At 69.7% G+C, this 25932-nt stretch carries 28 protein-coding genes; 19 read left to right on the forward strand and 9 right to left on the reverse strand.

Features of this window, described 5'->3' with window-relative positions:
• Window positions 1–7 precede the first annotated feature (7 nt).
• Genes AC1DX8_RS13440 through AC1DX8_RS13450 form a run of 3 tightly spaced genes read left to right on the forward strand, consistent with a single transcriptional unit; the run spans window position 8 to window position 2440 of the window.
• Window positions 8–784 carry a hypothetical protein gene (locus AC1DX8_RS13440; protein WP_477630431.1) on the forward strand — a complete coding sequence of 259 codons (777 nt, stop codon included), beginning with the start codon at window positions 8–10 and terminating at the stop codon, window positions 782–784.
• 5 nt (window positions 785–789) lie between these two features.
• Window positions 790–1734, forward strand: a complete 945-nt coding sequence (locus AC1DX8_RS13445) for a hypothetical protein (protein ID WP_477630432.1) — start codon at window positions 790–792, stop codon at window positions 1732–1734.
• 10 nt (window positions 1735–1744) lie between these two features.
• Window positions 1745–2440 carry a hypothetical protein gene (locus tag AC1DX8_RS13450; protein ID WP_477630433.1) on the forward strand — a complete coding sequence of 232 codons (696 nt, stop codon included), beginning with the start codon at window positions 1745–1747 and terminating at the stop codon, window positions 2438–2440.
• Here the strand turns inward: AC1DX8_RS13450 and AC1DX8_RS13455 are convergent.
• Both AC1DX8_RS13455 and AC1DX8_RS13460 read right to left on the reverse strand, forming a co-directional pair.
• A complete protein-coding gene (locus tag AC1DX8_RS13455) occupies window positions 2388–3521 on the reverse strand; it encodes an NAD-dependent epimerase/dehydratase family protein (RefSeq protein ID WP_477630434.1) in 1134 nt (377 codons plus the stop codon). The genes AC1DX8_RS13450 and AC1DX8_RS13455 overlap by 53 nt on opposite strands.
• Window positions 3518–5461: a DUF362 domain-containing protein gene (locus AC1DX8_RS13460; RefSeq protein ID WP_477630435.1), complete on the reverse strand. Its 1944-nt coding sequence runs from the start codon at window positions 5459–5461 to the stop codon at window positions 3518–3520. The genes AC1DX8_RS13455 and AC1DX8_RS13460 overlap by 4 nt, the downstream gene beginning before the upstream one ends.
• A 58-nt stretch (window positions 5462–5519) precedes the next feature.
• Here AC1DX8_RS13460 and AC1DX8_RS13465 point away from each other — a divergent pair, with 58 nt between their 5' ends.
• Both AC1DX8_RS13465 and AC1DX8_RS13470 read left to right on the forward strand, forming a co-directional pair.
• The gene (locus tag AC1DX8_RS13465) at window positions 5520–5768 is read left to right on the forward strand and encodes a DUF2630 family protein (protein ID WP_477630436.1); all 249 of its coding nucleotides are present in this window, start codon (window positions 5520–5522) and stop codon (window positions 5766–5768) included.
• A gap of 113 nt (window positions 5769–5881) precedes the next feature.
• Complete coding sequence (locus AC1DX8_RS13470; protein WP_477630437.1) at window positions 5882–6046, forward strand: hypothetical protein; 165 nt, start codon at window positions 5882–5884, stop codon at window positions 6044–6046.
• A 4-nt stretch (window positions 6047–6050) separates the two neighbouring features.
• Here AC1DX8_RS13470 and AC1DX8_RS13475 read toward each other — a convergent pair whose 3' ends face one another.
• A complete protein-coding gene (locus AC1DX8_RS13475; RefSeq protein ID WP_477630438.1) occupies window positions 6051–6704 on the reverse strand; it encodes an MBL fold metallo-hydrolase in 654 nt (217 codons plus the stop codon).
• Between the two features lie 37 nt (window positions 6705–6741).
• Between AC1DX8_RS13475 and AC1DX8_RS13480 the strand changes: the two genes are divergently transcribed.
• Window positions 6742–7083 (forward strand): DUF2200 domain-containing protein, encoded by a 342-nt coding sequence (locus AC1DX8_RS13480; protein ID WP_477630439.1) that lies wholly within the window; start codon window positions 6742–6744, stop codon window positions 7081–7083.
• The gene (locus AC1DX8_RS13485; protein ID WP_477630440.1) at window positions 7083–7487 is read left to right on the forward strand and encodes a gamma-glutamylcyclotransferase family protein; all 405 of its coding nucleotides are present in this window, start codon (window positions 7083–7085) and stop codon (window positions 7485–7487) included. The genes AC1DX8_RS13480 and AC1DX8_RS13485 overlap by 1 nt, the downstream gene beginning before the upstream one ends.
• Here the strand turns inward: AC1DX8_RS13485 and AC1DX8_RS13490 are convergent.
• Window positions 7432–8211, reverse strand: a complete 780-nt coding sequence (locus AC1DX8_RS13490; RefSeq protein WP_477630441.1) for a maleylpyruvate isomerase family mycothiol-dependent enzyme — start codon at window positions 8209–8211, stop codon at window positions 7432–7434. The genes AC1DX8_RS13485 and AC1DX8_RS13490 overlap by 56 nt on opposite strands.
• A 157-nt stretch (window positions 8212–8368) precedes the next feature.
• Window positions 8369–9436: a helix-turn-helix domain-containing protein gene (locus tag AC1DX8_RS13495; protein ID WP_477630442.1), complete on the reverse strand. Its 1068-nt coding sequence runs from the start codon at window positions 9434–9436 to the stop codon at window positions 8369–8371.
• Between the two features lie 268 nt (window positions 9437–9704).
• Between AC1DX8_RS13495 and AC1DX8_RS13500 the strand changes: the two genes are divergently transcribed.
• The 5 genes from AC1DX8_RS13500 to AC1DX8_RS13520 all read left to right on the forward strand — a co-directional run bounded on the left by AC1DX8_RS13500 (window position 9705) and on the right by AC1DX8_RS13520 (window position 14870).
• Window positions 9705–11060: an ABC transporter substrate-binding protein gene (locus AC1DX8_RS13500; protein ID WP_477630443.1), complete on the forward strand. Its 1356-nt coding sequence runs from the start codon at window positions 9705–9707 to the stop codon at window positions 11058–11060.
• Window positions 11061–11211: 151 nt separating this feature from the next.
• On the forward strand, window positions 11212–12150 hold the full coding sequence (locus tag AC1DX8_RS13505; protein WP_477630444.1) for a carbohydrate ABC transporter permease: 939 nt from the start codon (window positions 11212–11214) through the stop codon (window positions 12148–12150).
• Window positions 12147–12962 (forward strand): carbohydrate ABC transporter permease, encoded by an 816-nt coding sequence (locus tag AC1DX8_RS13510; protein ID WP_477630445.1) that lies wholly within the window; start codon window positions 12147–12149, stop codon window positions 12960–12962. Before AC1DX8_RS13505 ends, AC1DX8_RS13510 begins: the two co-directional genes overlap by 4 nt.
• A gap of 21 nt (window positions 12963–12983) precedes the next feature.
• On the forward strand, window positions 12984–14486 hold the full coding sequence (locus AC1DX8_RS13515; protein WP_477630446.1) for a mannitol dehydrogenase family protein: 1503 nt from the start codon (window positions 12984–12986) through the stop codon (window positions 14484–14486).
• Between the two features lie 93 nt (window positions 14487–14579).
• Window positions 14580–14870: a hypothetical protein gene (locus tag AC1DX8_RS13520; RefSeq protein WP_477630447.1), complete on the forward strand. Its 291-nt coding sequence runs from the start codon at window positions 14580–14582 to the stop codon at window positions 14868–14870.
• 57 nt (window positions 14871–14927) lie between these two features.
• On the opposite strand, the gene AC1DX8_RS13525 is transcribed toward AC1DX8_RS13520, so the two are convergent.
• The gene (locus AC1DX8_RS13525) at window positions 14928–15527 is read right to left on the reverse strand and encodes a TetR/AcrR family transcriptional regulator (RefSeq protein ID WP_477630448.1); all 600 of its coding nucleotides are present in this window, start codon (window positions 15525–15527) and stop codon (window positions 14928–14930) included.
• A 137-nt stretch (window positions 15528–15664) separates the two neighbouring features.
• On the opposite strand from AC1DX8_RS13525, the gene AC1DX8_RS13530 reads away from it, so the two are divergent.
• From AC1DX8_RS13530 to AC1DX8_RS13550, 5 genes are all read left to right on the forward strand, one after another.
• On the forward strand, window positions 15665–16342 hold the full coding sequence (locus tag AC1DX8_RS13530; protein ID WP_477630449.1) for an NADPH-dependent F420 reductase: 678 nt from the start codon (window positions 15665–15667) through the stop codon (window positions 16340–16342).
• A 68-nt stretch (window positions 16343–16410) separates the two neighbouring features.
• Window positions 16411–16866: a DUF3592 domain-containing protein gene (locus AC1DX8_RS13535; protein ID WP_477630450.1), complete on the forward strand. Its 456-nt coding sequence runs from the start codon at window positions 16411–16413 to the stop codon at window positions 16864–16866.
• 368 nt (window positions 16867–17234) lie between these two features.
• On the forward strand, window positions 17235–18326 hold the full coding sequence (locus tag AC1DX8_RS13540) for a serine hydrolase domain-containing protein (protein ID WP_477630451.1): 1092 nt from the start codon (window positions 17235–17237) through the stop codon (window positions 18324–18326).
• 161 nt (window positions 18327–18487) lie between these two features.
• Window positions 18488–18877, forward strand: coding sequence for a cupin domain-containing protein (locus tag AC1DX8_RS13545; RefSeq protein WP_477630452.1), 390 nt, complete (start codon window positions 18488–18490; stop codon window positions 18875–18877).
• Window positions 18878–18928: 51 nt separating this feature from the next.
• Entirely contained in the window at window positions 18929–19381 is a 453-nt protein-coding gene (locus tag AC1DX8_RS13550; protein WP_477630453.1) for a MarR family winged helix-turn-helix transcriptional regulator, read from the forward strand.
• Between the two features lie 195 nt (window positions 19382–19576).
• On the opposite strand, the gene AC1DX8_RS13555 is transcribed toward AC1DX8_RS13550, so the two are convergent.
• From AC1DX8_RS13555 to AC1DX8_RS13565, 3 genes are all read right to left on the reverse strand, one after another.
• Entirely contained in the window at window positions 19577–20335 is a 759-nt protein-coding gene (locus tag AC1DX8_RS13555; RefSeq protein WP_477630454.1) for a nucleotidyl transferase AbiEii/AbiGii toxin family protein, read from the reverse strand.
• A 92-nt stretch (window positions 20336–20427) separates the two neighbouring features.
• Window positions 20428–21162: a type IV toxin-antitoxin system AbiEi family antitoxin domain-containing protein gene (locus tag AC1DX8_RS13560; RefSeq protein ID WP_477630455.1), complete on the reverse strand. Its 735-nt coding sequence runs from the start codon at window positions 21160–21162 to the stop codon at window positions 20428–20430.
• A gap of 142 nt (window positions 21163–21304) precedes the next feature.
• Entirely contained in the window at window positions 21305–22375 is a 1071-nt protein-coding gene (locus tag AC1DX8_RS13565; RefSeq protein WP_477630456.1) for a LacI family DNA-binding transcriptional regulator, read from the reverse strand.
• A 422-nt stretch (window positions 22376–22797) separates the two neighbouring features.
• On the opposite strand from AC1DX8_RS13565, the gene AC1DX8_RS13570 reads away from it, so the two are divergent.
• Together AC1DX8_RS13570 and AC1DX8_RS13575 are read left to right on the forward strand one after the other, a co-directional pair.
• Entirely contained in the window at window positions 22798–24003 is a 1206-nt protein-coding gene (locus tag AC1DX8_RS13570) for a sugar ABC transporter substrate-binding protein (RefSeq protein ID WP_477630457.1), read from the forward strand.
• A 1-nt stretch (window position 24004) separates the two neighbouring features.
• Window positions 24005–25885: an ABC transporter permease subunit gene (locus AC1DX8_RS13575; protein ID WP_477630458.1), complete on the forward strand. Its 1881-nt coding sequence runs from the start codon at window positions 24005–24007 to the stop codon at window positions 25883–25885.
• Window positions 25886–25932 lie beyond the last annotated feature (47 nt).

A 25932-nucleotide genomic window follows, 5' to 3' on the forward strand; every position in this document is an offset into this window, starting at 1 on the left:
GCCCCTGATGACCACCGCCCGCCGCCGACCCGCGCCTGCCGCCTCGCCCGCCCCTGCCAAGCCCTCCGGGCGAGGGCAGCCCAAGGCCGCCAAGGCGACCGCACGCAAGGCCACCGCACGCAAGGCCACCGCACGCGAGGCCACCAAGGACGCTGCGGCGACCGTGGCTGCCACTTCCGACGGCGCCCTGGTGCTCACCGGTCCGCCGGGCCTGCTCAGGACGACCGTGTCCGTCGAGAACGCCGTCGACCAGCGGGTGGCGGTCCGCGGGCTGACCCTGCACCGCAGCGGTCGACAGGCCCTCACCGGGGCCGGGTCGGCGGTCATCGCCCCCGGGGCCACGGCCCAGGTGCCGGTGTCGTTCCGGCTCGAGCCGGACACCCCACCGGGTGAGTACCCGGCCGAGGTCGAGGTCGGGGGCATCCGTCGCGAGGCGGTGCTGCGGGTCGAGCCCGACCTCTCCCTGCGCGTCTCGCCCCGGCGGCTGCTGGCAGGGGTGGGCGACACGACGGTCACGCTCACTGTGACGAACGACGGCAACGTCGCCATCCCGCTGGCGGCCGTCGTGCGCGCCCGCACCGATGACGGTGGTCCCGACCCGGGCCCCGACCTCACCCTCACGCTGGCCGGGTCGACCACGGCCGAGCCCGGCACCACCACGGTGGTCGGCGCCACCATCAGCGCCCCCACGGAGCTCGACCCCACCCGGCGGCACACCGCACGGCTCCCCGTCGGCACGGCCGACCTCGACGTCATCATCCTGCCTCGCGACCCCACGGAGTGATCACCATGAGCACCACCGCACCCGAGTACCTCGCCTCCCTGCGCGTCGGCTTCGCCGACGCCGTGCAGCAGTGGATGGACCAGTCGGCGACCGCGTGGGACCAGTGGCAGCAGGCCTGGTCCCCGGTCGTCGAGGCCGCCGGGCTCGGTATGCCGCGTGCGCCCGGTGGCGCTCCCGGGCGCCGGTCCGACGGCGGCCACCAGGGGCACCACCATGAACACCACGCCGAGCACGGCCGACGGCCTGACCACGGGCCTGCCGAAAGGGGTTGCGGCTGTGGGGGGTCGGGCGGCTGCCGCGAGCACGGCCACGACCACGGCCACGACCACGATGGCGTGCACGACCACGACGGCGTGCAGGACCACCGTGGCCGGCGGGGGTGCGGGTGTCCTGACCGCTGCGGCTGCGGGGACGTGTGCGACTGCTGCGTCCTGGAGGCTGACGTGATCGTCCGCGCCCGGTCCGGGGAGGTGCGGGTGGTGCCGTTCCGGCTGCACAACCCGTGGCGCCGCGAGCGGGAGGTCTCGTTGGAGGTGGGGCCGTGGCACGGCTGCGACGGCGACCTCGAGGTCCGCGCGTTCCTGGAGGAGGAGAAGCTCGTCCTCGCACCGTGTGAGGACCGGGTGGTGCGACTGCTCATCTCGACCAGGGGCGCCAAGGACGACGGCTCGTCGACCAACCGCAGCGCCGACGCAGTCGCTCAGGACGCGACGAAGGACCCGGCGGCAGACGCCGTCGCGGCCAAGGCGGCACGGGCCACGGCGGCGCGGGAGCCCGTTGACGTGGTGGTCGGCACGAGAGGCCGCACGAAGGATGTGGAGTCCTGCGTGAGCGCCTACGCCGACGTCCGGTTCGAGGGCTGTGCGCGTCCGCAGCGGGTCGCGGTCGTGGTGCTGCCTGCCGAGTGCGACGCCGTGGACGTGGGATGTGACTGCGGATGCTGCTGCTAGGAGAGAAGCCATGACAGAAACGAACGGCACCGACGAGACGCTGGCCCGGATCACCGAGCTGGCGCGCCAGGCCCTGCAGTCTCAGTCGACCTTGGCCAAGCAGTCGCTCGAGCTGGGGAGGGCGGCCCTGTCCGGCGACGTGGACCGGTCCACGACCAGCAAGGCCTACCTCGACGCGATGAGCCGCGAGGGCGCACGCTACTGGCGCGAGGCCAGCGCGCTGGGGCTCGACTACGCCAGCGAGCTGATGGCCCTCGGCACCCGCAGCGCGGCGCGCATCATCAGCGACGCCTCTGCCGCCGGTGGCACCCGGGTGCACCGTGGCGCGGGTGCGGCCAGGAACAGTGCACCTGCGGCCCCGCCCGCGGAGCCGGACGACGGGGTTCGACGGTCTCGGGTGCACCTGCGAGCCGCAGCGGGACAGACGGCCCAGGGCACGGTCACCGTCGTCAACCGGCACCCCAGGGCCCGTCGGGTCGAGCTGGAGGCGAGCGACCTGCGTGATGCCACCGGCACCGTGGTGGCGCTGAGCCTCGAGGTCGACCCCGACCACGTCACCATCCCGGCCGGCGAGGAGCACCAGGTCCGGATCACGGCCGACCTCGACGAGGCCGTCGTGCAGCCCGGTCAGCAGTACGTCGGGAGCGTGACGGTCAGCGGGGGCGACGAGGCCATGCTGGAGGTGACCGTCGAGGTCGCGGACTGACGCCGGGCGCCTCGGCCAGCGGCGCCGGCACGAGCTCGCGGGCGGCGCGCACCTCGGGCTGCAACCGCAGACTCTCGCGGGCCCACCGGGGCAGCTCCGGGCTCACCGTCAACCACGCCAGGGAGGCGGCCACCGCTGCGCGGGCCGGCCGCGCGGCATACCCGAGCTCGTGGGCCCTGGCCGAGGTGTACCAGTAGAAGCGACCCACGGTGGAGGCCTCCTCGCGCGTCGTCAGCGGGGTCGTGCCACGCAGCTGCGCCCACCACTCGGTGGCCGCCGACACGGCCCACGCGCTGCCGGCGTCCAGCTCCGCGAACGGGCCAGGGAGCCCCGCGAGGTCGGACACGAGGGTGTGCAGCATGCGCCAGCTGACGTCCTCGCCCCCGAGCAGGTACCGCTCGCCGGCCTCCCCGCGCTCGAGCAGGCAGACGTGACCAGCGCCGACGTCGCGGGCGTCGACGACGTTGCAGCCGCCGGGGAAGGTGCTGCGGGTCGGGTCGAGGAGGTAGCGCAGGACGATGGCGTTGCTGGGCGCGAGGCGGGTGAACGGCCCACCGAGGACCACGGTGGGCAGGGCCAGGACGACCTCGAGGTCGAGACGTCGACCGGTCTCCAGGGCGACGTCCTCCTGGGCCACCTTGCTCGCGTAGTAGGCGGGTGCCGGCTCCGCCCCGAGGTGGTCGCGCTCCGAGCGGGCCCGCGGGAGCAGGCTCGACCCCCGGGTGACGGACGACGTCGTGACGACAGCCCGGGAGACGCCGGCCGCCGCGGCTGCCTCCAGCACGGCGCGGGTGCCGTCGGTGTTGACCAGGCCGAACTCGGCGGCCCGCGTCTCGCCGAAGGCGTAGACGGCAGCGCAGTGCACGAGCGCGTCGCACCCGTCCAGTGCGTGGCGCAGGGCGGTCGGGTCGGTGAGGCCCGCGGTCGCAGCCGGGACGGTCACCCCGCCGACCCTCACCTGCGTCCGGTCGCGGTCGGGGTCCGGCCGGGTGACCGCCAACACGTCGTGCCCGGCGGCCAGGGCCGCGACCACGACCTGTCCGCCGACCATCCCGGTGGCTCCGGTGACGGCGACCTTCACCGAGTCCCCCTCACGTGACGGAAGCCCTGGGCGTCGACCTCGGGACCGGCCGGCCTCCCCGCCGCGCCCGCCCGGGGGCCGTCGGATCCGTCGCCGACCCAGTCGGTGACAGCACCGAGGACGAGGTCGAGGGCCTGGGTGAGGAGGGGCTCGGTGGGGTCCATCGGGGGTCGCCCGATCCGGAACTCCCGGCCTTCGAAGCAGGCTTCCAGGTTGTCGAACGTCGTCGTGAAGAATCGCCGATAGGCCTCTTCCAGCAACGGGTTTCGCAGTTCGGGGACGGCCGCCAGGTCGATGCCCGCCCAGCTCGCAGGCAGGGCGAACAGCTGTCGCCCGCGGACCACGACCCGGGTGGCGCCGGCGACTCGGGTGAAGGTGAGGCTGCCGTCGTCGAACTCCGCGGAACCGTTGGGGCTGCTCACGGTGCGCCACGTGAGGCGGTGCCGGTCGGCGCTGCGCTCGACCAGCTCGATCTTGCACACGTCGATCGGCTCGCCGCCCCAGGCCGCAAGGTAGTTGGGCTGGGGCAGGTAGAGGTTCCGCTCGGCCTGCCGCGTGCGGGTGGTCCCGCCGCTGGTGGTCGAGGAAACGGTGACCCGTCGACCACCGAGGTAGTCGGCCATCAGGCTGATCCCTGCGGCGACGTCCACCCGGGCCACCCACTCGTCGAAGTCGGCGCGCACCTCCCGCGCCACCTCGAAGAGGGTCGCGCCGTCGACCAGGCGCCAGCGCATCCCGTCGGCGTTCTCCGGGAGCCCTTCCACCATCGCGTCGAACGGCGCGAAGAACGCCGGGAGCGCGTCATACGCGCCGACCGGGTATGCCGCGGGGTCAAGTCCCAGGGGCACCTCACGTCGGTCGACGGAGCCCTTGTCGAGGCCTGTCGACCAGGCGAGGAAGCCCTGCCGTCCGGCACCGACCGCGCTGAGGACCGCAGCAAGTGGCAGGTGTCCGGCGGGGTCGTCAGCGGCCGCGACCAACGGGGTGAGGACCGCCCGCACCGCCGAGAGCACGGGGTCGGCGGCGGAGGCGCCCTCGTCGGGCCCGCCGGTGGCAGCACTCAGGACTCGTGCCAGCCGCGGCTCCAGTGCCACCGACCGCGCTGCACCCCGGGCCAGCGGATGAGCTGAGTGGGCGCCGTCGAGCGGGGTCTGCCGACCCTCGGTGCGCCCCGGGCGGGACCCGACCGCGAGCAGGGCACGGGCGAACAGCGGCGAGACCGACCGGTCGAGACCCAGCAGGGCCGCGGTGGCGCCGTCGGCGGCGAGCAGGTCGGTCGCCACGACCAGGGTGCGGCTGTCGAGGAGCTGGGGGAGGCGTCCGCCGTCGGGCCCGACGCTCGCAGCCAGGGCGTCCACGACCGCGAGCCCCGGGGGGAGGTGGGCCACCAGGTCAGCAGCGACGTCGGCGGGTTCCGCGCCGGGCACCTCCGGCGCGGCTCCGAGGAGTGTCGCCAGGCCCGCGGCATACCCGTCGGCCAGGTCGGTCACGGCGCGGCCGACGACCACGCGGACCGACGCCTCCGCCCACCTCCTCGAGACGAGGCGGCCGGACAGCACGCTGGTGTCGGGGACCGGCGCAGCGACGAGCTCGCTGCCGAGGTCGACGACGTCGTACCGTGCGCCTGACGGGGTGCGCCCGTGGAGGCCGGCCAGCCGGGCGAGCTCCTGCACCGAGTGGTGTCCGCGGTCCCGGTCGTGGGCTTGCACGCTCGCTCCGACCATGACCGGGCTGCATCCGTTGTCCTGCAACAGGTCCACGAGGGCGTGGACGACCTCGGCAGCCACCGGCGTCGGCTGGCGCAGGCGGGTCAGCACGACGGCGGTACCGGTGAGCGGCGCGTCGAGCGCAGCCACCGCGGGACCGAGGGCGTCGACTTCTCCACCACCGACCACCATGCAGGTCAGCGGTTCCCGGCTCGGCACACCTCGGGGTGCCACCCGTCCATGAAACCAGTGCGCCCTCGCCAGCGACAGGGGGCGATGCCATAGTGAGAACGTGGCCGACGACATCGACATCCAGCAGCACATCAAGGGACTCATCGACGAGGAGCACGGCCTGCGCAGCAAGCTGGGCGCGGGCGAGATCAGCGTCGAGGAGGAGAACCAGCGACTCCGCACCCTCGAGGTCGAGCTCGACCAGTGCTGGGACCTCCTGCGGCAGCGTCGCGCCAAGCGTGAGTACGGCGAGGACCCGGCCGATGCCGAGGTCCGCGACGCCCGCACCGTGGAGAACTACCGGGGCTGAGCCGTCGCGGGACCCTTGGCGCGCGTCGAGGGTCCCGGCGTGGCGCACTGGACACCTCAGCGAGGCGTTCTACCCTCGAAGGAGGCCGGAACCCGACACAAGGGGGTGCGCCCATGCGCACAGCACTCGCCCACCTGCACGTCCCCCACCCGCACGTCGCCCACCATGAACCCACGTGGTGGCTGAGCCACAGCCTCGTGGCCGTCGCGGCTGCCGCACTGATGATCTACGGCGCTGCCGTCCTGCTGGTGCTGGCCGGGGTGCTGCTGTTCTCCTGACGCGTCACCAGCGTCGGTCGACCCACTCCTGCAGGTGGGGCAGCTCGGCCCCGATCACGGTCGAGTCGCCGTGGCCGGGGAGCACCACGGTGTCCTCGGGCAGGGTGAACAGCCTGGTGCGCACCGACTCGATGATGGTGTCGAAGTCGCTGTAGTCGTGACGCGTCGCGCCGGGCCCACCGGGGAACAGGGTGTCGCCCGTGAAGACGACACCGAGGGCCGGGGCGTGGAAGCAGCACGACCCGGGCGTGTGGCCCGGCGTGTGCATGACGTGCAGCTCGACGTCGCCCACGGTGAGCACCTGGCCGTCGGCGAGCGACGCGTCAGGGGTCACCGGGTAGAGCTCGTCCCAGAGGAACCGGTCATCCGGGTGCAGGTGGGCCGGCGCCCGTGTGCCGTCGCACACCTCGCCGACGGCGTCGATGTGGTCGAAGTGCCCGTGGCTGACGAGCACGCCCTGCACGCGCTGCTCGCGGGGGATCGACTTCACGATGGCGCGGCCGTCGTGTCCCGCGTCGATCACCAGGCACTCTCTGTCGTCGCCGATCACCCACGTGTTGTTCTCGAGCGTCAGCGTGCCCTCGGGTCGGTCGAGGGTGCCTGCGGTGACGATGCGCGCGATGCGCACGCCGCCCGGTGAAGGTGCGATGTCCGGCATACCCCCATCCTCGCCCATCGCGGCTAGGCTCGCGCAGGTGAGCCGGATCTTCACGACGAGCGTCGCCGCGGTCTACCCCCACTACGTGACCAAGGTGGAGAAGAAGGGGCGCAGCCGGGCCGAGCTCGACCAGGTCATCGAGTGGCTGACCGGCTTCGATGACGCGGCACTGGCGCGGCACCTGGCCGACGAGACCACGTTCGAGGACTTCTTCGGGGCGGCCACGCTGAACCCGCAAGCCTCGCTGATCACCGGGTCGGTCTGCGGGATCCGGGTCGAAGAGGTGGAGGACCCGTTGATGCAGAAGATCCGCTTCCTCGACAAGCTGGTCGACGAGCTGGCCAAGGGCAAGGCGATGGACAAGGTGCTCCGGGGCTGATGTCCCCGTCGGTCCACGGGCTCTTCGTGTACGGGACGCTCGCGCCCGGGCGACCCAACGCGCACGTGATGGACGGGATCGTCGGCACTTGGGAGCGGGCCACGGCGAGGGGCACGCTCCTGCCGGACGGGTGGGGTGCAGCCATCGGCTATCCCGCGATCGTCCTCGACGACCGCGGACCGGAGGTGCCGGGGTTGCTGTTCAGGTCTGACGATCTCGAGGCGCACTGGCCCCGGCTCGACGAGTTCGAGGGCGAGGGCTACGACCGGGTGCTCACGACAGTGACCCTGACCGGTGGGGTCGGGGTGCGCGCCTACACCTACGCGTTGCGACGCCAGCCGTCCGTCGCTACTCCCCGGGGATCCACTCGACGAGGCCGTCGAGCACGGCCCGGTCGCCGGTGATCTCCAGGGTCTCCAACGGGATCCGGCCGTACATCGTGAGGACGATCTCGCTCGCCGAGGCCCGGCCCGTCATGGTTGCGGCGTCCTTCGCGCCGGCGTCGGGAAGGCGAGCGAAGCGGGCGCCGTCCTCGGAGAGCCAGAGCCGCCAGGCGCGGCCCTCGGTGGCCACGTAGTCGAGCGTCGCCGCGTCATGGGGCCACGGGTAGGTCGTGGCGTTGCAGGTGGAGAGGAACTCCTCGACGCCGTCGACCGCCGCCTCGTCAGGGATCGGCTGCGGTGCGCCGACGGCGACCTGGGCGTCGTAGGTGTGCACGGCCAGCTCCTGCACCTGGTGGCGGGCGACGGCGGCGACGGTCAGCGGCGACTGCGACTCGTCCCACCAGGCCCAGCACCCGCGGTCGGGTCCGGCCGCGCGCAGGGCAGCGTCGAGCTCGGCCACCGATTCCTCGAACCACGCGAGCAGCGCGTCACGCTCACGCGGCGCGCCGGGTGCCTCGTCGGGCGCCGTGCCCGCCGGTCGCTCGTCGGAGGGGCCGGCCGCGGCGATGGTCGCCCAGCGGCGGCGCCCCTGTCCGACGTGCTCCGCCAGGTCGAACAGCGTCCATCCCGGGCAGGTCGGTACCGGGACGTCCAGATCCGGAGCGGCGGCCACCAGCGCCAGGAAGGCGCCCGACCGCTCGTCGAGCAGTCGCAGCAGGTCAGGGAAGTCCGGTGTCGTGTGCACCCCGGCTGTCTACCAGTCCACGTGGGCCAGGGGATACCGAGTTGTTCGGGGCCGGTGCGGCGGCCATCGGTAGGAACCGTGCGCTCGTCGATCGTTTCTTGCCCTCCGCGGCGGGCGCGCGAGCGCGCGACCACCCCGAGCGAGGTATGCCGCGTGGTCAGCCGTGCGCGCCGGCGCCGACGCGGGCCCGCAGCCCCAGGCTGAACACCTCGGCCGGCGGCTTCTGCGACGACTCGAGCCGCCGGTACGCCGTGGGGGTCGCACCCACCTCGGCGAGGAACTGCCGGTTGAAGTTGGCCATGTTGCGGTAGCCGCTCAGCTCCGCCACCTGGGCGATGGACGCGGTGGTCGTGTCGAGGAGCCGCCGGGCATGGGCGATGCGGAGCTTCTTGACCATGGCACTGAAGGTCATGCCCGTCGCACTGCGGAAGTACTTGGAGAAGGTGGGCTCCGACATGTAGGCGAGCCTGGCCGCCGTCGACAGGCGGATGTCGTCGGTGAGGTTCTCGAAGATGTAGGCCAGGCCCGCCTCGACGGCGTTGAGGGAGTTCGGGTCGGTCGGGCGACCGAGCCACTCACTGGCCACGACCTCGCGTTCGTCGAGGGGGGACTGGGCGAAGATCGCGAGCAGGCGGAACAGGCTGGCCACCTGTTCGGTGCCCTCGGTGCGCACGACCTCGAGGATGTTCTCGGCGGCCCGCCAGGCAGTGGCGCCCGAGAACACGATGCCCCTGGCTGACTGCGCCAGGACGTCGTCGATCTCCTGCAGCTCGGGGATCAGCCGCATGCACTGCCTGATCCACTCGTCGGTGAACTGGATGACGGCGTCACGGTCGACGGCCACCTGGCCGGGAGGCAGGTCACTCACCCAGTCGTGGGGCAGCAGCGGCCCGATGAGGCTGACGTGCCCCGGGGCGAACGTGCCCACGTGGTCGCCGGCGATGAAGCTGCCGTGCGTCTTGGTGATCAGGTGGATCTCATACTCCGGGTGGGCACCCCACCCGCAGATCTCACTGGGGAAGTCATGGGTGAGTGCACGGAACGCGTGCTGCGGGTGGGGCGGGATCACCTCGCGGCGCGGGGCGCCGGGATAGGGGCTGCTCGGGTGCCCGGCGGAGGACTCGACCCTGTCCTCGGCCAACCCGGACGTGGGGATCCCCGCGAGAAGGCGCCGCGGCGTGCCTGTCGACTGATACGAAGTCCTCACCTCCACCTGCTGGGTCATGGGGTCAGAGTGGTTCGCCACGACAGTCTGCCGCACGGATGCTCAGGCGTGAAGGGGCCTGCTCAGATGAGCGCTTAGGGAAAGTATCGAAAGACTGGCGAAGGCGTCATTGTCCGGTCGCCGTCCTGGCGGCCACGCTGAGCGTCATCCCGGCACCGCGGCCAGGACCAGGTGAGCCCACCTCGTCCCCCGCGGCCGGCGGGACCCAGCAACGGGACCTGGCACCAGGACCCAGCAACATGAGGCTCACCTACCAAAGGAGTTAGGCATGCTCTGTTCGAAGCGCGCCCTGACCGCGGGTGCGGGCGTGGTGGCAGCCGCGCTCGCCATGGCGGCCTGCTCGTCGGGCAACGTATCCAGTGGCGGCGGCGGAGGCGACAGCAAGAACGTCACCCTCAACCTGGCCACGGTGAACAACGGCCAGATGAAGGACATGGAGAAGCTCAAGGGGGAGTACGAGAAGGCTCACCCCGGCACCAAGATCAACTTCCAGGTGATGGAGGAGGGTGACCTGCGCGCAGCGGTCACCGCCGACGTCGCCAGCAAGGCCGGTCAGTACGACATCGTCACGATCGGCGCCTACGAGACCCCGCAGTGGGGTGCGAACGGCTGGCTGGTGGACCTGACCGACCCGCTCAAGTCCGACGCGGCATACGACGTCAACGACCTCCTCCCGCCGGTGCGCGAGGCGATCTCCAACAACGGCAAGCAGTATGCGGTGCCGTTCTACGGCGAGTCGTCGATCCTCATGTACAACAAGGAGATCCTCGACAAGGCGGGCGTCACCCTCTCGGCCAACCCGACGTGGCAGCAGGTCGCGGACGCGGCCAAGAAGGTCAACTCCGCCTCGACAGCCGGCATCTGCATGCGCGGCAAGCCCGGCTGGGGTGACCTGTTCGCACCGCTGACCACGGTGGTGCAGACGTTCGGTGGCAACTGGTACGACAACAACTGGAACGCCACCGTCAACTCCCCCGAGTGGAAGCAGGCGATCACCTTCTACAAGACGCTGCTCGACACCTCGGGTGAGAAGGACCCGGTCTCCTACTCCTTCAACGAGTGCCTCACCGCACTCAAGGAAGGCAAGGCGGCGATGTGGGCCGACGCCTCGGTGGCTGCGTCGATGCTCGAGGCGGACGACTCTCCCGTGAAGGGCAAGATGGGTTACGCCCACATGCCTGTCGACAAGACCAAGGAGTCGGGCTGGCTGTGGAGCTGGAACCTCGCGATCCCGGCGACCACCAAGAACAAGGCCGCCGCCATCGACTTCGTGAAGTGGGCGACGAGCAAGGACTACATCAAGCTCGTCGGCAACAAGATCGGCTGGTCCAACGTGCCGCCCGGTTCGCGCACCTCCACGTACGAGATCCCCGAGTACAAGAAGGCCGCTGCTGCCTACGCACCCATCACCCTCGAGGTCATGAGCACGGTCAACCCCAAGCAGCCGGGCGTGAACCCGCAGCCCTGGGTCGGCATCCAGTACGTGTCCATCCCCGAGTTCCAGGACGTGGGCAACCAGTGCGCCCAGCTGGTCGCCGACTACCTCGCCAACCGAGGCACCGTCGACGACGCCCTGGGCAAGTGCCAGAGCATCGCCAAGAAGGCGGGCGACGCGCACAAGTAGTGGCCGCCCGCTCCTGAGGACCTCCGTCCGGTCTCGCACGGATGGAAGAACAGGGTGCCGGGGTCGTGACTCCCATCCGACCCCGGCACCCTCCCCAGAAGCACTGCCCGCACCCCATACCTGTCCACCCCACGACCAGGGAGTTGCCATCATGGCCGTCACCGAGCTCGACACCGTCGTCGCGCAGACCGCGACCGACAAACGGCGGGTCAAGACCACCTCCAAGGAGGTGTGGACCGCACGGTGGCTGTTGCTGCCGGCCGTCATCTTCCTGATCCTGCTGACCCAGATCCCGTTCCTCACGACCGTCGGCTACTCGACGATCAAGTGGAACCTCCTCTACCCCAACGACCGGGGCTTCACCTGGTTCAAGAACTATGGGACCGCCCTGTCGTCCGGTGACCTGTGGCCGTCGATCGTCGCCACCGTCGTCATCACCGCCTCGGCCGTCATCTGCTCGCTCCTGTTCGGGCTGGTGTTCGCGCTCCTGCTGGACCGCCCGTTCCACGGTCGAGCCGTGGCCCGCACGCTGATGATCACGCCGTTCCTCATCATGCCGGCGGCCTCGGCACTGATCTGGAAGTACTCGATGTTCGACACGAACATCGGCATGCTCAACTGGCTCTCGCGCACCCTGCACCTGCCGGTCGTCTCGTGGAGCACCGAGCACCCGCTCCTGGCCGTCGTCATCGTCCTGACGTGGCAGTTCACGCCGTTCATGATGTTGATCCTGCTGGCCGGGTTGCAGGGGCAGGACCGGGGCATCCTCGAGGCGGCGCAGGTCGACGGCGCCGGCCCGTGGCGCGTCTTCACCTGGATCACGTTGCCGCACCTGCGGATGTACGTGGAGATCGGCGTCCTGCTGGGTGCCGTCATCATCATCCAGGTCTTCGACCCGATCGCGATCCTGACCAAGGGCACCGGCGGCACCAAGACGCTCGCCTACCTGCTCTACGAGCGCGCCTTCATCGGGCTCGACGTCGGTCAGGCCGCGGCATACGGCGTCATCACCGTCGTGCTCACGATCATCGTGGCCACGATCGCGCTCCGCACCCTGTTCAAGGTCTTCATGGCTGGAGGAAGTCGATGACACGCACTGCCCGGGGAGGCCTCGTCACCGCACTCACGTGGGTGCTCGTCCTGGTCTTCTTCTTCCCTGTCTTCTGGATGATCATCAACGGCTTCAAGCCCGAGTCGATCGCTTCGTCCATCCACCCCAAGGTGTTCTTCAGCCCGGTCACCACCGGCTACCAGCTCGCGATGGACCGCGGGATGAAGGGCTACCTGCTCAACTCCGTCACCGCGTCGGTGACCGCGACGATCATCGCCGTGGTGCTGGCCATCCCGGCGGCGTACGCCCTCAGCATCCGGCGGGTGAAGAACGTCGAGGGGGCCCTGTCCTTCTTCATCTCCACCCGCTTCATGCCGATGGCTGCGGTGGTCCTGCCGCTCTACATCATCCTCAAGAACCTGGGCCTGCTCGACAACATCTACATGCTGGCCGTCGTCTACGGTGCGGTGAACCTCCCGGTCACCGTCTGGATGATGCGGTCCTTCTTCCTGGAGGTGCCGTTCGAGATCGTCGAGGCGGCCAGAGTCGACGGTGCCGGCGTCTACCGCGAGATCGTGCGGATCGTCCTGCCGCTGGTGCTGCCCGGCGTTGCCGCGGCCGCGCTGATCAGCTTCATCTTCAGCTGGAACGAGTACTTCCTCGCCACCCTGCTGACCAGCAACGCGGCCCGGACCACGCCTCCGTTCCTCGGCAGCTTCGTCGACGGACGCGGTCAGTTCCTCGCGGTGCTCTCCGCGGCTGCCACGATCGCGGCGCTGCCCGTCATCCTCGCCGGGTGGGTCGCGCAGAAGCAGCTGGTGCGCGGGCTGTCCATGGGCGCGATCAAGTAACCGACGGTCAGGACGACTCCCGTGACACACGAACACACCGTCCACCACCGTGCCGCGGCCGGGGCCACCCTGCTGCCCGTGGTGCCAGAGTCGGTCGACCAGCCGACCTACGACCGCTCCCAGGTCACCGCGTCCATCGTGCACTTCGGCGTGGGCGGCTTCCACCGGTCGCACGAGGCCGTCTACCTCGACACCCTGATGAACCAGGGCCAGGGCTCGCAGTGGGGTATCTGCGGGGTCGGCGTGCTGCCGCACGACCGTCGCATCATCGACACCCTCGACGCCCAGCGCGGCCTCTACACGTTGGTGGTCAAGCACCCTGACGGCACGTGGTCCGCGCGGGTGGTGGGCTCCATCGTCGAGGTGGTCTTCGCGCCTGCCGACCGCGCGTACGTGGTCGACCGCCTGGTCGACGAGCGCACCCGGATCGTGTCGATGACCATCACCGAGGGCGGCTACCTGGTCAACCAGGAGACCGGCGACTTCGACGCCGACGACCCGGACATCAGGCAGGACCTCGAGCCGGATGCGGTGCCGCACACCGTCTTCGGCTACGTCGTCGCCGCCCTGGCCCGTCGCCGTGCCGAGGGGCGGGCGCCGTTCACCGTGATGAGCTGCGACAACCTGCCGGACAACGGCGACGTCGCCAAGCGGATGATCTGTGCGTTCGCCCGGCTGAAGGATCCCGACCTCGCGGACTGGATGGAGGCCAACGTCGCTTTCCCCAACAGCATGGTCGACCGGATCACGCCGGTCACGACCGAACAGGACATCGAGCGGCTCGCCGACCAGTTCGGCGTGACCGACCTGTGGCCGGTCGTCTGCGAGCCGTTCAGCCAGTGGGTGCTCGAGGACAACTTCACCCAGGGGCGCCCGCCCTTCGAGGACGCCGGCGTGCAGCTGGTCGACGACGTCGTTCCCTACGAGCTGATGAAGCTGCGGCTGCTCAACGCCAGCCACCAGGCGATGTGCTACCTCGGTTACCTCGCCGGGTACCGCTACGCCCACGAGGTCTGTCAGGACCCGTTGTTCGTCCGGATGCTCGCGACCTTCATGGAGCAGGAGGCCAGCCCGACGCTCCAGCCGGTGCCGGGGGTCGACCTCGCGGGGTACCGGCGCCAGCTGCTCGAGCGGTTCGCCAACCCCGAGATCCGCGACCCGCTCACGCGGCTGTGCGCGGAGTCCAGCGACCGCATCCCCAAGTGGCTGGTGCCCGTCATCCGCCACAACCTGCGCACCGGCGGTGCCATCGACGTCTCCGCGCTGGTGGTCGCCTCCTGGGCCCGGTATGCCGAGGGGCAGGACGAGCAGGGCAGCCCGATCGAGGTCGTGGACCGGCGCAAGGACGCCGTCGTCGCGCGGGCCGCGGCCCAGCGTGAGGACCCGTGCGCGTTCCTGCGCGACCCCGACCTCTTCGGCGACCTGGCCGACGACCCGCGGTTCACCGACGCCTACACCCGCGCCCTGGCCGACCTCCACGAGCGGGGTGCCGTGGCCGCGACGGAGGCGGTCCTCGAAACGTGACCCCGGGACGCCGACCACGGGGATGACCGGCGTAGGGTCGTTGATATCGCGCTCGGGCCCGAAGGGTCCGCGACGAGCTGAGGTCGTCCCACCATGCACACCGACACCGTTGCCCCCGTCCCAGGACCACGCCGCACCCTGGCCGAGATGGCCGGCGACGTCCGCGCGGCCCGCGACGAGGTCGCCGCGCGACGGATGTCTCCCGTGACCCCGAGCCTCCTGCTGTCGGCCCGCCAGGAGCTGCTCCGGGTGATGGAGCTCTACTCGGACGAGCTGACCGCTCGCCGGCTGCCGGTCCCGCCCCAGCTGCGCGATGACCTGCGCCTGTACCGCGACCTCCGCCGGCACCCTGCAGGAAGTGATCTGCACCTGCACGGCCCGTAGTGCGGAACCGGTCGTTCCCGGCGCGCGGGGGCCTGGCGCTGGGCGCGCCGAGCGAGGTCAGCCGGCCTCGACCTGCCGTCGCACCGCGGCGTCCACCAAGGCTCGGGCCGAGGCCTTCGCGGCCTGCGGCGCATCGGGGCTGGCGTCGAGCGCGCCGCTGGCGAGCCCACCGTCGAGCAGCAGCGTGAGCGAGCGGGCCAGGCCGCCGGGGTCGGGGGCGCCGGCCTGCTCCGCGAGTCCCTGCACCCAGACGCGGACGGCGTCCTTGTGCGCCACGGTGCGGTCGTGGACCGGGGTGCCCGGCTGCGACTCGGCCGCAGCGTTGATGAAGGCRCACCCGCGGTAGCCCTCCCGTCGGCACGCGGTGCCCAGGGCGTCGAACAGGCCGACCAGCTGGTCTGCGGGATCCTCCCCGGCAGCTGCGGCTGCCTCGTGGAGCTGGCCGGACCAGACGCCGTCGACCTTGCCGAGGTAGGCGACGACGAGGTCGTCCTTGGCCGGGAAGTGCTTGTAGAAGGTCGCCTTGGCCACGCCGGACTCGGCGATGATCAGGTCGACCCCCACGGCCCGTATGCCGCGGGCGTAGAACAGCGCGAAGGCCGTGTCGAGGATGCGCTCGCGAGCGGCGCTGGGGCGCGGCGAGGTTGCGGTGGCCATCGAGCTCCTCCTGGCGGCGTGCGGACGGGTCACGACGCAGCATACCTTGCAAGTAGACAGATCTGTCTGTTAGGTTGCACCGCGAGGTAGACAGACTTGTCTACCCTATGCCGCTCCCTTCGCAACCAGGAGTCACCATGAAGATCGCAGTCCTCGGCACCGGCATGGTCGGGCAGGCCCTCGCCGGCCGCCTCCTCGAGCTCGGCCACGACGTCGTCGTCGGCACCCGCGACCCCGAGGCCACGCGCAGCCGCGGCGAGTCCGACGGCATGGGCAATCCTCCCTTCAGCGCCTGGCTCGCCGCCCATTCCGGGGCGGCCCTGGCCACCTTCGCCGAGGCCGCCGCTGCTGCGGAGCTCGTCGTCAACGCGACCAGCGGCCCCGGAGCGATCCCGGCCCTCGAGCAGGCCGGTGCCGACAACCTGGCCGGCAAGGTCATCCTCGACATCTCCAACCCGCTCGACTTCTCGGCCGGCTTCCCTCCCACCCTCTTCGTGAAGGACACCGACTCGCTGGGCGAGCAGATCCAGCGCACCTTCCCGCAGGCCCGCGTCGTCAAGAGCCTGAACACGCTGACCGCCGCGCTGATGGTCAACCCCAAGGACCTCGGTCAGGACTCGTCGGTCTTCGTCTCGGGCAACGACCAGGCCGCCAAGGCGATGGTCACCGAGCTGCTCCAGAGCTTCGGGCACACCGACGTCATCGACCTCGGCGACCTCAGCACCGCCCGGGGCACCGAGATGCTGCTCCCCGTCTGGCTGCGTCTCATGGGCGCTCTCGGCACCGCGACGTTCAACTTCAAGATCGTCCGCTGACGGCTCGACCGGCGGCGGGGGTCGTCGCTTGGGGCTTCGACGCGCCGCACCGTCGCTAGGGTCTTCTGGTGCCCCGCGAGAAACCGAACCCGTTCGTCGCGTTCGTGAACAGCCGGAAGGTGGTCGCGGGGTTCCTGGTGCTCGTCATGCTCGGGTGCGGGGTCGGCGCAGTCGTCGCGCAGCGGGCCGCCGCCTCGCTGCGCGACCACGGCCTTCGTGCCACCGGTGACGTCGTGGAGGTGCACCACGAGCGTAGGGACAGCTACGTCGTCGTGAGGTTCCACGACGCCGGCGGGCATGAGGTCACCGCGGAGGTGGGGAACTACCGGTGGGACCCCCAGCCCCGGGTGGGCGACCGCCCGGAGGTCGTCTACGACCCGCAGGACCCGTCCGGCAACGTCGCGGACGCGCGGATGGGTCCCGACTTCTTCTCCGTCTGGGCGTTGCTGGTGGGGTGTCTGCTGTCAGCGGCCCTGGTCGTGCCGACGTGGACCGGTCGCCTCGACTGGGACAGGCTGCGCTGACGACCCGCGCCCGGAGCGACCTCGCGCGGTGACCCTCCGGGACCGTGGACCCGCGGGTGGGCAGGAGGCCGCGGGTGGGCAGGACTGCGTGGCGCGGATACCATCGGGTCTGGCGCCTGCCCGGACCCGCAATCGCCACCTTCGATGGCACAGGTCCGGGTCCAGCGGCGTGGCTCGGGGGACCGAGCCGTCCGGTCGTCGTCTGGCACCACAGGGGATGTTTGGGCGACGGCGACCGAAGTGGTGCCCCCGCGGCCACACCCGCGGGGGCACTGCTGTTGGTGCGCCGGGTCACGCCGCAGCGGGTACCTCTCCCTCTCAGGACGAGGCCTGTGGGACGCCATGGCCAAGGAGTAGCGTGACGCGACGTGGGCATCGAGGTCGCCGCTGTGCTCGATGGACTCGTGGCCAGCGGCGACGAGCCTGGCGGGGCCGTGAGCGTGGTCCGCGACGGTGTCGTGGTGGTGGACCACGGCGTGGGGACCCGGGACGGGACCGTGCCGTGGACCTCGGACACCTTGGTGATGACCTTCTCGGTCGCCAAGCCGTTCGCCGCACTGGCGTTCCTGGATGCCGTGGCCGACGGCCTGCTCGGACTGGACCAGCTGGTCACCTCGGTCTGGCCCTCGTACGGGCAGGCCGGCAAGTCCGACACGACGATGCGGCACCTGCTCTCCCACCAAGCCGGTCTGCCTGCCTTTCCCGAGCAGGCGCTGACGGTCGAGTACGACGACCGTGAGGGGCTCGTCGGCTTGTTGGCCACGGCTGCGCCGATCCACCGGCCGGGTGCCGGGGTCGCCGAGCACGCCCTGACCTATGGCCACCTGCTCGACGAGGTGCTGCGCCGGGCCGTCGGGGAGCCCTTGGCGGAGCGGTTCGCCCGCATTGCGGCGGCGGCAGGGTGGGACCTGCACCTGCGCGTCGACCCGCGCGACCTGGCGCGTGTGGCGACGCTGGTCGAGCCCACTGGGCGGTGGCGTTCGGGCTACCTGGAGGACCCGCGGTGGGGCCCGGCACTGGGACGACCATCAGGCCTCCTCGAGCTGGAGGTGCTGAACTCGGAGCGCTTCCGGCRCACGCCGTTCCCGGCGGTGACCCTGCACGCCCGCTCCGTGTCGCTGGCATCCTTCTATGACGACGTGATCCGACCCGAAGGACTGGTCGCAGCCCGCCTTGGTCACGACCTGTGGCGCGCCTACGTGGAGCCCGCGGCCTCGGGTCACGACCTGGTGCTCGACCGTCCGGTGACCTGGACCTTGGGCTTCCAGGTCGACGATGCCAACGGACGGGTCGACGTCGGCATGGGCGGCGCGGGCGGCTGCACGGCATGGGCCGAGCCGGCGGCTGGCTACGGCGCCGCCTACCTGACCAGGGGGCTGGGTGGGCACCATCGTGCAGACCTGATGTGGGAAGCCGTCAGAGCCAGGTTCCGACCGTCATCGGGCCCGCCCCGCCCCTGACTGATCCGGGTGCTCCACGGCCCACGTCGCGGGCGCGCCCTGCTCCACGGGGCGGCCACGGCTCTAGGCCTATCAGACAACGGTGTTGTCTATCGACAGCTTCGGGTGTACCGTCGCAACATACAGACAACGCCGTTGTCTATCTTCCTCAGGAGCCTGCCATGTCCACCACAGCCCTTCACATCCCTCTCGACACCGCCCGCACCGTCGCCACGGCAGCTGCGACCATGCGCACCATCGTCACGCCCAGCACCTCACCGGCCATGGACGTGGCCGTCTGGCACACCGAGCTGCCCGCGGGCGCCGCCGGACCGAAGCACACGATCGACGGCGACCAGCTCGTCGTCGTGGTCAGCGGCACGGTGTGCGTGGAAGTCGACGACACCGCACACGAGCTCAGCGTCGGCGATGGCTTCGTTCTCCCCGGTGGGGTCGCGCGAGTCCTCGCGGCGGCCGGCGGTGAACCTGCGACCACGATCACGGTCGGCAAACCCGGCGCGCTCGCCACCGTCGGGGACGGTGGCCCGGTCCAGGTGCCCTGGACGGTCTGAGGCAACGTGTCGCACCGCGCTAGCGGTCCCGGGCTCGCTAACCTCAGCGGGGTGCATGAGATCCCGCTGGTCCGGCTGCTGTCGATGGCCGTGACCGTTGCCCTGGAAGAGCTCCACGGCGAGCTCAACGCCAACGGCCACCCCACCCTGCGTCCGGTCCACGGGTACGCGCTGAATGCCGTGCTGAGCGGCAACAACACCGCCAGCGCCATGGCGCCGCTCCTTGCCATGACCAAGCAAGGGGCGGCTCGCCTCATTCAGCACCTGCTCGATGAGGGCTACCTCGAGTACGGCACCGCGCAGGGCGACGCACGCAGCAAACCATTGGTTCTCACCGCTCGCGGCCAGGACGTCGTCGCGCTGGCCGTCGGCGTGCAAGACCGCATTGAGCAACACTGGGCCGACGTCGTGGGTCAACGCCAGATGGCCGCCGCCCGGCGAACCCTGGAACGGGCCGTGCGCCACGACCGAGCCGATCTCCCCGCCATCCGCCTCGGCTGGTAAAGCCGCCGTCGCGAGCAGGGCAAGGCCGTCGCGGCAGGACTCTCATGCGCAGACCTCCTGGTCTGCCGCAACGCGGAATCTGAGGATCCAGAGTCGCGGCTCTTCGCAGCCCCTTCTCACCGCTCTTGGCGTTCACCTGTCGCAGGTCCGGCCCCACGAGGGGCGGGCGACTTCAACGTCTACGTGCCCGTTCTCCTAATCCCTTAGCCTGCCCCGGATCTCATCGAGGTAGCTGTTGGCCCAGTTGGCTGCCTCGCCGACCGTGCCCAACACGGGTAGTCCCGCGGCGGCGATTTCGTAAAGCTGCCCCCATCGTGCTTCGGGCGCCACTGTGGCGGTATCCAGATCGTGGGCTCGTCGGAAGGCAAACAGGCGCTGTGTCGTGGCTGCAACCGCGTCCGGATCGGTGTGCTCCCTCATGAGCTGCAGGTCGACCAGGTCGTGTGCGCGCTCGTTGCCCGGTTCGGTGCAGGCATGCAGCTTCTGCGACACCTGGTGGTGCAGCGGCAGCACACGGATCGGCGCCGGCACACCGAGGCCGAGACTGGCGAAGAGCGATGTGACTTCGTCCGGTAGGGCGGTCTCAACGGGCTCGTCAGTGGCTCCCAGCTCGTCGACGCCGACCTCGAGGTCGATGGTGACGAACGGCTTGTGTCGGAAGCGCAGTTTCACCTTGAGCGGTTGCATGACGTAGGCACGTGGCACCCCGGCTTGCGGGCGCTGTTCACGGACGAGCACGGCACCGTCGAACCCGCCCCACCCGCGGGTGAGGTTGCGTTCGAGGTCGGCGGTGAACTGTGCTCGCCCGCCGCGCAGCGCGGTATCCAAGTCTGGTGTCTGTCTGGTCAGGGCGTCGCCGAATCGCAGTTTCAGGCCTGTCCCGCCCTTGACGGCAGTATCCGGGAGCATCTGACCCAGCGCGACGTTGGCTACGAGCGACTGCAGGCGGGCCACCGTGCTCTGTCGGGACCTTGCCTCAGCCCCCAGCCTGCGCTGCAACTCAGCGACGCTTCCGGGATCCCGTGGCGCTTGGGCGGGGCTGGTGCTCACCGGCGGGTCAGCTCTTCGATGACATGCTGGGCCTGGTCCTCGGTGATGAGGTCACGGCGGGCGGCATCGCGCGCAGCCTCGATGAGGCGCTCGGTCATCACCCGCCCCCGGCTGGCGAGCAAGGCGTCTGTGACAGCCATGGCCGGTACGCCGTCGATGTAGTCCAAGTCAGCGAGTGGAACCGCCTTCGCAACGAGCTCCACTGTGGGCGGCAACTGTGCTCGCACCCGATGAGGGGTCGCGACTCGGATGGTGCGTGCGTTGACCTGGGCCAAACCGTGAGCGGCCAACACGCTGTCATCCGCGAGGGCTGCATCAGCTCCAGCGCTGGCAACGGCTTCCGCAAATTCGGTCAAAGCATCGGCGGGCACCTCGACCATTCGGTAGACCCCCTTTCCGACACGGTCGAGCACTCGCCGGGAGGCCAGCTTGTGCACCTCGACAGCGGGCACGCCGGCATCGCGGGCGTCGTCAAGGGTGATGACCCCGTGGTTGTCGTACGCCTTGTCACGCAGCTCTTGCCGATAGCTCATGGTCAACCTCCAATGCCAAAACCATACCATTATTGGTATGTTTTTGGCATCAGCAGCCAAGCCTTTCGGCATCACCCAGCGGTCGTTGGCGTCCTCGTCGTCATCTTCTTCTTCGTCATCATCGTGTCGGCTGTCGCTCTGACCCCGAAACGGCCGCCTCAACACCAGGTGCGGGCGGCCCACTGCAGGTGTCGTCATGCCCCAGGTAAGCCCGACGAATCCCCAGCAGAAAGGGACCTGATCACTTTCCGCAGATCAGGGCCCTTCACTCAGCAGTCGGGGTGACGGGAAGTGAAGCCTGGGCAGTCACCGAAGACCGCTGGGACCATCATGAAGACTGTCACTGCGAGCCGTCCTCCACCGGGTGAGGCACCATCGCGGTGCGTATGTGGGTGGTGCCCAGGCCCGTGTTGGTGGCGGACCCCTGGCCAAGCGGTGCTGTCGTGCCTCGGACTACCAACTCGGGCTTGAACAAGCGGGCCGCCACGGGTTTCGATGGGTCCTCGATCCGCTCGATGAGCAACTCAACCGCGGCAGCTCCGACCTCTGGCGGCTGGTTGATCGTGGTCAGGTTGACGTAGGCAAACTCGCTGAGCGGGGTGTTGTCGAAGCCGACGACCGACAGGTCCTCAGGGACCGCCAGCCCGCGGTCCTTGGCGGCGGCGAGTACGCCGATGGCGGCTAGATCGTTGGATGCGAAGATGGCTGTCGGTTGGGTCGGTTCCGCCAGCAGCGCCTGAGCAGCTGCGAAACCGCCGGGTTCAGTGTTGTTGCCGCGGGCGACTCGGACATGGTCGGCCAGACCGTTCTTGCGCATCGTCTGTTCGTAGCTCCGGCGACGAGTGCCGGAGCCAGGATTGAGTCCGCCATCGATGTGTGCGATGTCGCGGTGTCCGAGGTCGATGAGGTGTTGAACGGCCAGTTTGGCTCCGCCCCGGTCATCAACCGAGACGACGTCGACGCCCATCACCTTGCGGCCGACGACGACTACGGGCGCCTGCTCGGACAGGTCGACGATGTGCTTGGTCGACATCTGCGTCCCCAGCAGGATCACGCCGTCCACCCGGTGGCCGAGCAGCCGACCAACCGCTTCGGACTCGAACTCGGGTCCGACGGTGTTGACGGTCAGCAGGAGACCGTAGCCGGCGGACTCCGCTTGCGTCTCAGAGATCTTGAGCAGACGGGTGTAGACCGGGTTGGTCGGCTCGTTCAGCAGTAGTCCCAGGATCATCGCCCGGCGGCTGGCCAGCAGCGCTGCGTTGGTGTTGCGGCGGTATCCCAGTTCCTCGGCGGCTCGCAGCACCGCTTCGCGCTTCTCCGGCGAGACGCGCGGCGAGTTCCGCATCACCAGGCTGACCAATGGGCGCGACACGCCAGCCAGTGCCGCGACGTCCGCTTGGGTGACCGGCATGACGTCCTCCGTTTCGGTGCTCGGCTGTCACGACGTTCGATTGACGTGGAATGGTAGCGCGCTCTAACCGCTCTGTCGAAGAGGTCGATCGGAAAGCCAGAGTCGGCCGAGGGCGCGTCCATCCGGTCGGAAGGCTGGGGGACTGCCGCCGTGAAGGCTCCCGCCGGTGACGGGGTTGCGCAGTAGTCCTTGTCGGCCGGCCCGCGACGGCAGCACAGGTGCGCTTGCGGGCTCTCGGGCTGCAAGCCCCCTGCCGCGCAGCTTCGCGAGAAGCCTTGGCAGCGCTGCGAAGTCGTGCCCTTGCGCCAGATCCGGGCCCAAGAAATAGACCGTTGACACCAGACCATTACCGCGCTCTAATAGTTCGGTGTTAGCGCGTGCTAATGATGAGCGACCAAGCTGCGGCGGGTATGGAGGTAGACATGGGCGAGAACAGTGGACTCGAATGGCAGGCAGGCATCGACCGGCGGACATTGCTGCGGGGAGGGGCCGGAGTACTGGGCGGACTCTCGCTGGTCGGGCTGGCCGGCGCGTGCTCCTCGGGGGTGAATGACGGCGGCGCCAGTGGCGGCAGCGGCAGCGGTGGGGGTTCCGTGGGTTCGCCCACGACGACCAGGCCGACTGACAAGTTCACCCGCTCCGACAAGGCCGAGGCCAAGTCGCCGCTGGCTTTCCAGCTGGGCCTGTGCATGGTCCAGGTCGAAGGGGCGATCAAGCAGTTCGCCGACGCCGCGACAGCCGCCGCCGACCCGCTGGGCCTGAAGACGTTCACGTCCGTGAACGCGTCCAACAGCGCGAAGGCCGTCTCCCAGATGAACTCATTCCTTCAGCGTCAGGTGGGCACGATCTTCGTGCAGGACCTGAATCCTGCCGCGCAGGTGCCGGTGATCAAGAACGCCATCGGCCAAGGTATCGGCACATTTGCGTTCAACATGCCCGCTCACCTCCAGATGACCGCCAGCCAGTACGAGATCGGTAAGCAGGCGGCTCAGGGAACCCTCGACTACATCGCCAAGCACCTGGGCAACCGGGCCAAGTTGGTGCACTTCAACTTCGACTACAACGAGGCCGTGGCTCCACGGGACAAGGGCTGGCGCGAAGTGATGAAGGGCAGGCCCCCAGGCGTGGAGATCGTGGCCGACATCCCGGGCAATCCCGAGACCCAGGAGAAGGGCAACACCGCGATGGCCTCGATCCTGCAGAAGGATCCTCACGTCAACGTCGTCGACGGTGGCGACACCCTCGTCCTCGGCGCACTCTCAGCGCTGCGCGCCGCCGGTCGCGGCTCGGACCCCAACTTGGCGCTGTTCGGCGTGAACGGCGACCCGCAGGCTGTGAAAGAAGTGAAGTCCGGCGGCCCTTACAAAGCCACCTACGCCTTCAACTTCGCGATCCTGGGCACGCTGCTGGCGGACATGTCAGACCGATGGCTCAAGGGGCTGAACATCCCGCAGCTCGTCGTCGTGCCCGCGGTCCCCATCGACAGCCCAGCGGCCATCGAGCAGTACAACAGGTCGATCGCCAACCCGGGATCGGTCTACGCAACCGCCGAAGGCACGTACTTCAATCTCTACGGAACCACCTCGTATGCCACGCGCGGAGCGTACTTCGATGGAAAGGTCACCTGAGATGTCCACCTCGGACCATGCCGCGCGCCGACCAGTGGTCGGACGCCTGTCCCGGAGCAACCGGGCAACCGCTCACCCTGGTGGCGGATCCACCCGCTGGGGCCTGGCGATCCTCATCGTGCTGGTCAGCTTCTACGTGCAGACCCAGGCCTCGAACTTCCTCACCGAGGCCAACCTGCAGACGATCATCCTCAACGTCTCCAGCCTCCTGATCGCTGCTGCCGCCATGATGCGGCTGGTGGTCGCCGGCAACGTCGACCTGTCGATCGGGGGCCAGCTGAGCCTGCTCAGCGTCCTGAGCGCCCTGGTCGCGCGGGACACCGGCTCGGCGCTGCTCGCCGTCGCCGTAGCTCTGGGCGTCGGCGCTCTCGTGGGGCTGGTCAACGGCGTGGCCGTTCGCCTGCTCAGCATCTCGCCCCTCATCGTCACCCTTGGCCTGTCGTTCGTCTATTTCGGCCTCGCCTACGCGCTCTCGGACTCGCTGGCCGTATTCGGCCTCCCGACGGCGTTCCTCGAGCTCGGCCTGAGCAAGTTCGCGGGTGTACCCACGCCGGTCGTCATCGCCATCATCTACTTCGCGGCCTGCGCCTTCCTGCTCACCAGGACGACCGGGGGCGTTCGCCGCTTCGCCATCGGTGGCAACCCTGCAGCCGCCCGTAGTGAGGGCATCAATGTCGACCGCGCCATGCTCTCGGACTTCGCGTTCATGGGCGTCACCATGGGCATCGTCGCGGTCCTGACGACGGCCCGCATTCAGAGCGGCAGCGCCGACATCGGCGTCAATTTCGAGCTCGAGACCCTGACTGCGGTCATCGTCGGTGGTGTGGCCTTCAACGGCGGCGCCGGCCGACCCCTGGGCGTGTTCCTCGGTGTTCTTCTGCTCGGCACGATCGACGCCGCAATGGTGTTCCTCGGTTTCGCGGACTACTACCAGCAGATCGCCAAGGGCGGCATCCTCCTTCTCGCGCTCGCTGCCGACCAGTACGCCCGGTACCGCGCCCGCATGAGGAGCACCGCCGCAACGGCTGACCAGGGTGCGAAGGGGAGGCCCGAGGGTGCCCGGCTCGGTGACATGCAACTCGACACCCCCAGCCGGGGAACGCTGGCGGCCAGGGTCCAGGGCATCTCGAAGAACTACGGGGCCGTCCAGGCGCTGCGCGACATCAGCTTCGAGGTCCGGTACGGCGAGGTCACCTGCCTGCTCGGTGACAATGGCGCCGGCAAGAGCACCCTGATCAAGATCCTCGCCGGAACGCTGCCGCCCAGCAGCGGTGACATTCTGATCAACCAGAGCGAAGACGTCGATCTGCAGAAGACCGACAACCCGCGGGACGCCGGCCTGGAGACGGTGTGGCAGGACCTCGCCGTGTGCCAGAACCTCGGGGCTGCCTACAACCTGGCGCTTGGCAACGAGCCGTCGCGCATCGGAGTCGGCCCGATCCGAGTCTTTGACCGTCGCGCAGCCGAGCAGGCCGCGGCCCGGCGCCTGGCGTCGATCGGCGTCAACCTCACCGACATGTTCCGGCCGCTCTCGGATCTGTCCGGAGGTCAACGCCAGTCGGTGTCGATCAGCCGGGTGGTGTCCGAGGACGTCAAGATCGTCCTTCTCGACGAACCAACCGCTGCCCTGGGCGTGCACCAAACCCGCAACGTCGTCGCACTCATCAAGGAGCTCGCGGAGTCGGGCGCCGCTGTGATCCTGGTCAGCCACGACATCGAGATCGTCCAGGAGCTCGCCGACCACTACGTCATCCTCAACCGGGGAGCGCTGGTGGCGGATGCGCGGGCCAAGGACATGACCCCGCAGAAGCTCGTCCATCTCATGGCAGGTCTGGTCGAAACCGAGCAGCGTCAGCAGTCCTTCCCCCTGGCTGCGCACTGACCCTCCCTCTGGTCAGTCGACCCGTCCGCGGGTCTGCCTGACCGAGC

It is taken from the genome of Pedococcus sp. P2_A3 (genome assembly GCF_056405035.1).

What these genes read in the sequence shown, in the direction of transcription:
- AC1DX8_RS13440 (WP_477630431.1), top strand. Translation starts at nt 8, where the DNA reads ATGACCACCGCCCGCCGCCGACCCGCGCCTGCCGCCTCGCCCGCCCCT.
- AC1DX8_RS13445 (WP_477630432.1), top strand. Translation starts at nt 790, where the DNA reads ATGAGCACCACCGCACCCGAGTACCTCGCCTCCCTGCGCGTCGGCTTC.
- AC1DX8_RS13450 (WP_477630433.1), top strand. Translation starts at nt 1,745, where the DNA reads ATGACAGAAACGAACGGCACCGACGAGACGCTGGCCCGGATCACCGAG.
- AC1DX8_RS13470 (WP_477630437.1), top strand. Translation starts at nt 5,882, where the DNA reads ATGCGCACAGCACTCGCCCACCTGCACGTCCCCCACCCGCACGTCGCC.
- AC1DX8_RS13475 (WP_477630438.1), bottom strand. Translation starts at nt 6,704, where the DNA reads ATGCCGGACATCGCACCTTCACCGGGCGGCGTGCGCATCGCGCGCATC.
- AC1DX8_RS13485 (WP_477630440.1), top strand. Translation starts at nt 7,083, where the DNA reads ATGTCCCCGTCGGTCCACGGGCTCTTCGTGTACGGGACGCTCGCGCCC.
- AC1DX8_RS13495 (WP_477630442.1), bottom strand. Translation starts at nt 9,436, where the DNA reads ATGACCCAGCAGGTGGAGGTGAGGACTTCGTATCAGTCGACAGGCACG.
- AC1DX8_RS13500 (WP_477630443.1), top strand. Translation starts at nt 9,705, where the DNA reads ATGCTCTGTTCGAAGCGCGCCCTGACCGCGGGTGCGGGCGTGGTGGCA.
- AC1DX8_RS13505 (WP_477630444.1), top strand. Translation starts at nt 11,212, where the DNA reads ATGGCCGTCACCGAGCTCGACACCGTCGTCGCGCAGACCGCGACCGAC.
- AC1DX8_RS13510 (WP_477630445.1), top strand. Translation starts at nt 12,147, where the DNA reads ATGACACGCACTGCCCGGGGAGGCCTCGTCACCGCACTCACGTGGGTG.
- AC1DX8_RS13520 (WP_477630447.1), top strand. Translation starts at nt 14,580, where the DNA reads ATGCACACCGACACCGTTGCCCCCGTCCCAGGACCACGCCGCACCCTG.
- AC1DX8_RS13530 (WP_477630449.1), top strand. Translation starts at nt 15,665, where the DNA reads ATGAAGATCGCAGTCCTCGGCACCGGCATGGTCGGGCAGGCCCTCGCC.
- AC1DX8_RS13545 (WP_477630452.1), top strand. Translation starts at nt 18,488, where the DNA reads ATGTCCACCACAGCCCTTCACATCCCTCTCGACACCGCCCGCACCGTC.
- AC1DX8_RS13560 (WP_477630455.1), bottom strand. Translation starts at nt 21,162, where the DNA reads ATGACGACACCTGCAGTGGGCCGCCCGCACCTGGTGTTGAGGCGGCCG.
- AC1DX8_RS13565 (WP_477630456.1), bottom strand. Translation starts at nt 22,375, where the DNA reads ATGCCGGTCACCCAAGCGGACGTCGCGGCACTGGCTGGCGTGTCGCGC.
- AC1DX8_RS13570 (WP_477630457.1), top strand. Translation starts at nt 22,798, where the DNA reads ATGGGCGAGAACAGTGGACTCGAATGGCAGGCAGGCATCGACCGGCGG.
- AC1DX8_RS13575 (WP_477630458.1), top strand. Translation starts at nt 24,005, where the DNA reads ATGTCCACCTCGGACCATGCCGCGCGCCGACCAGTGGTCGGACGCCTG.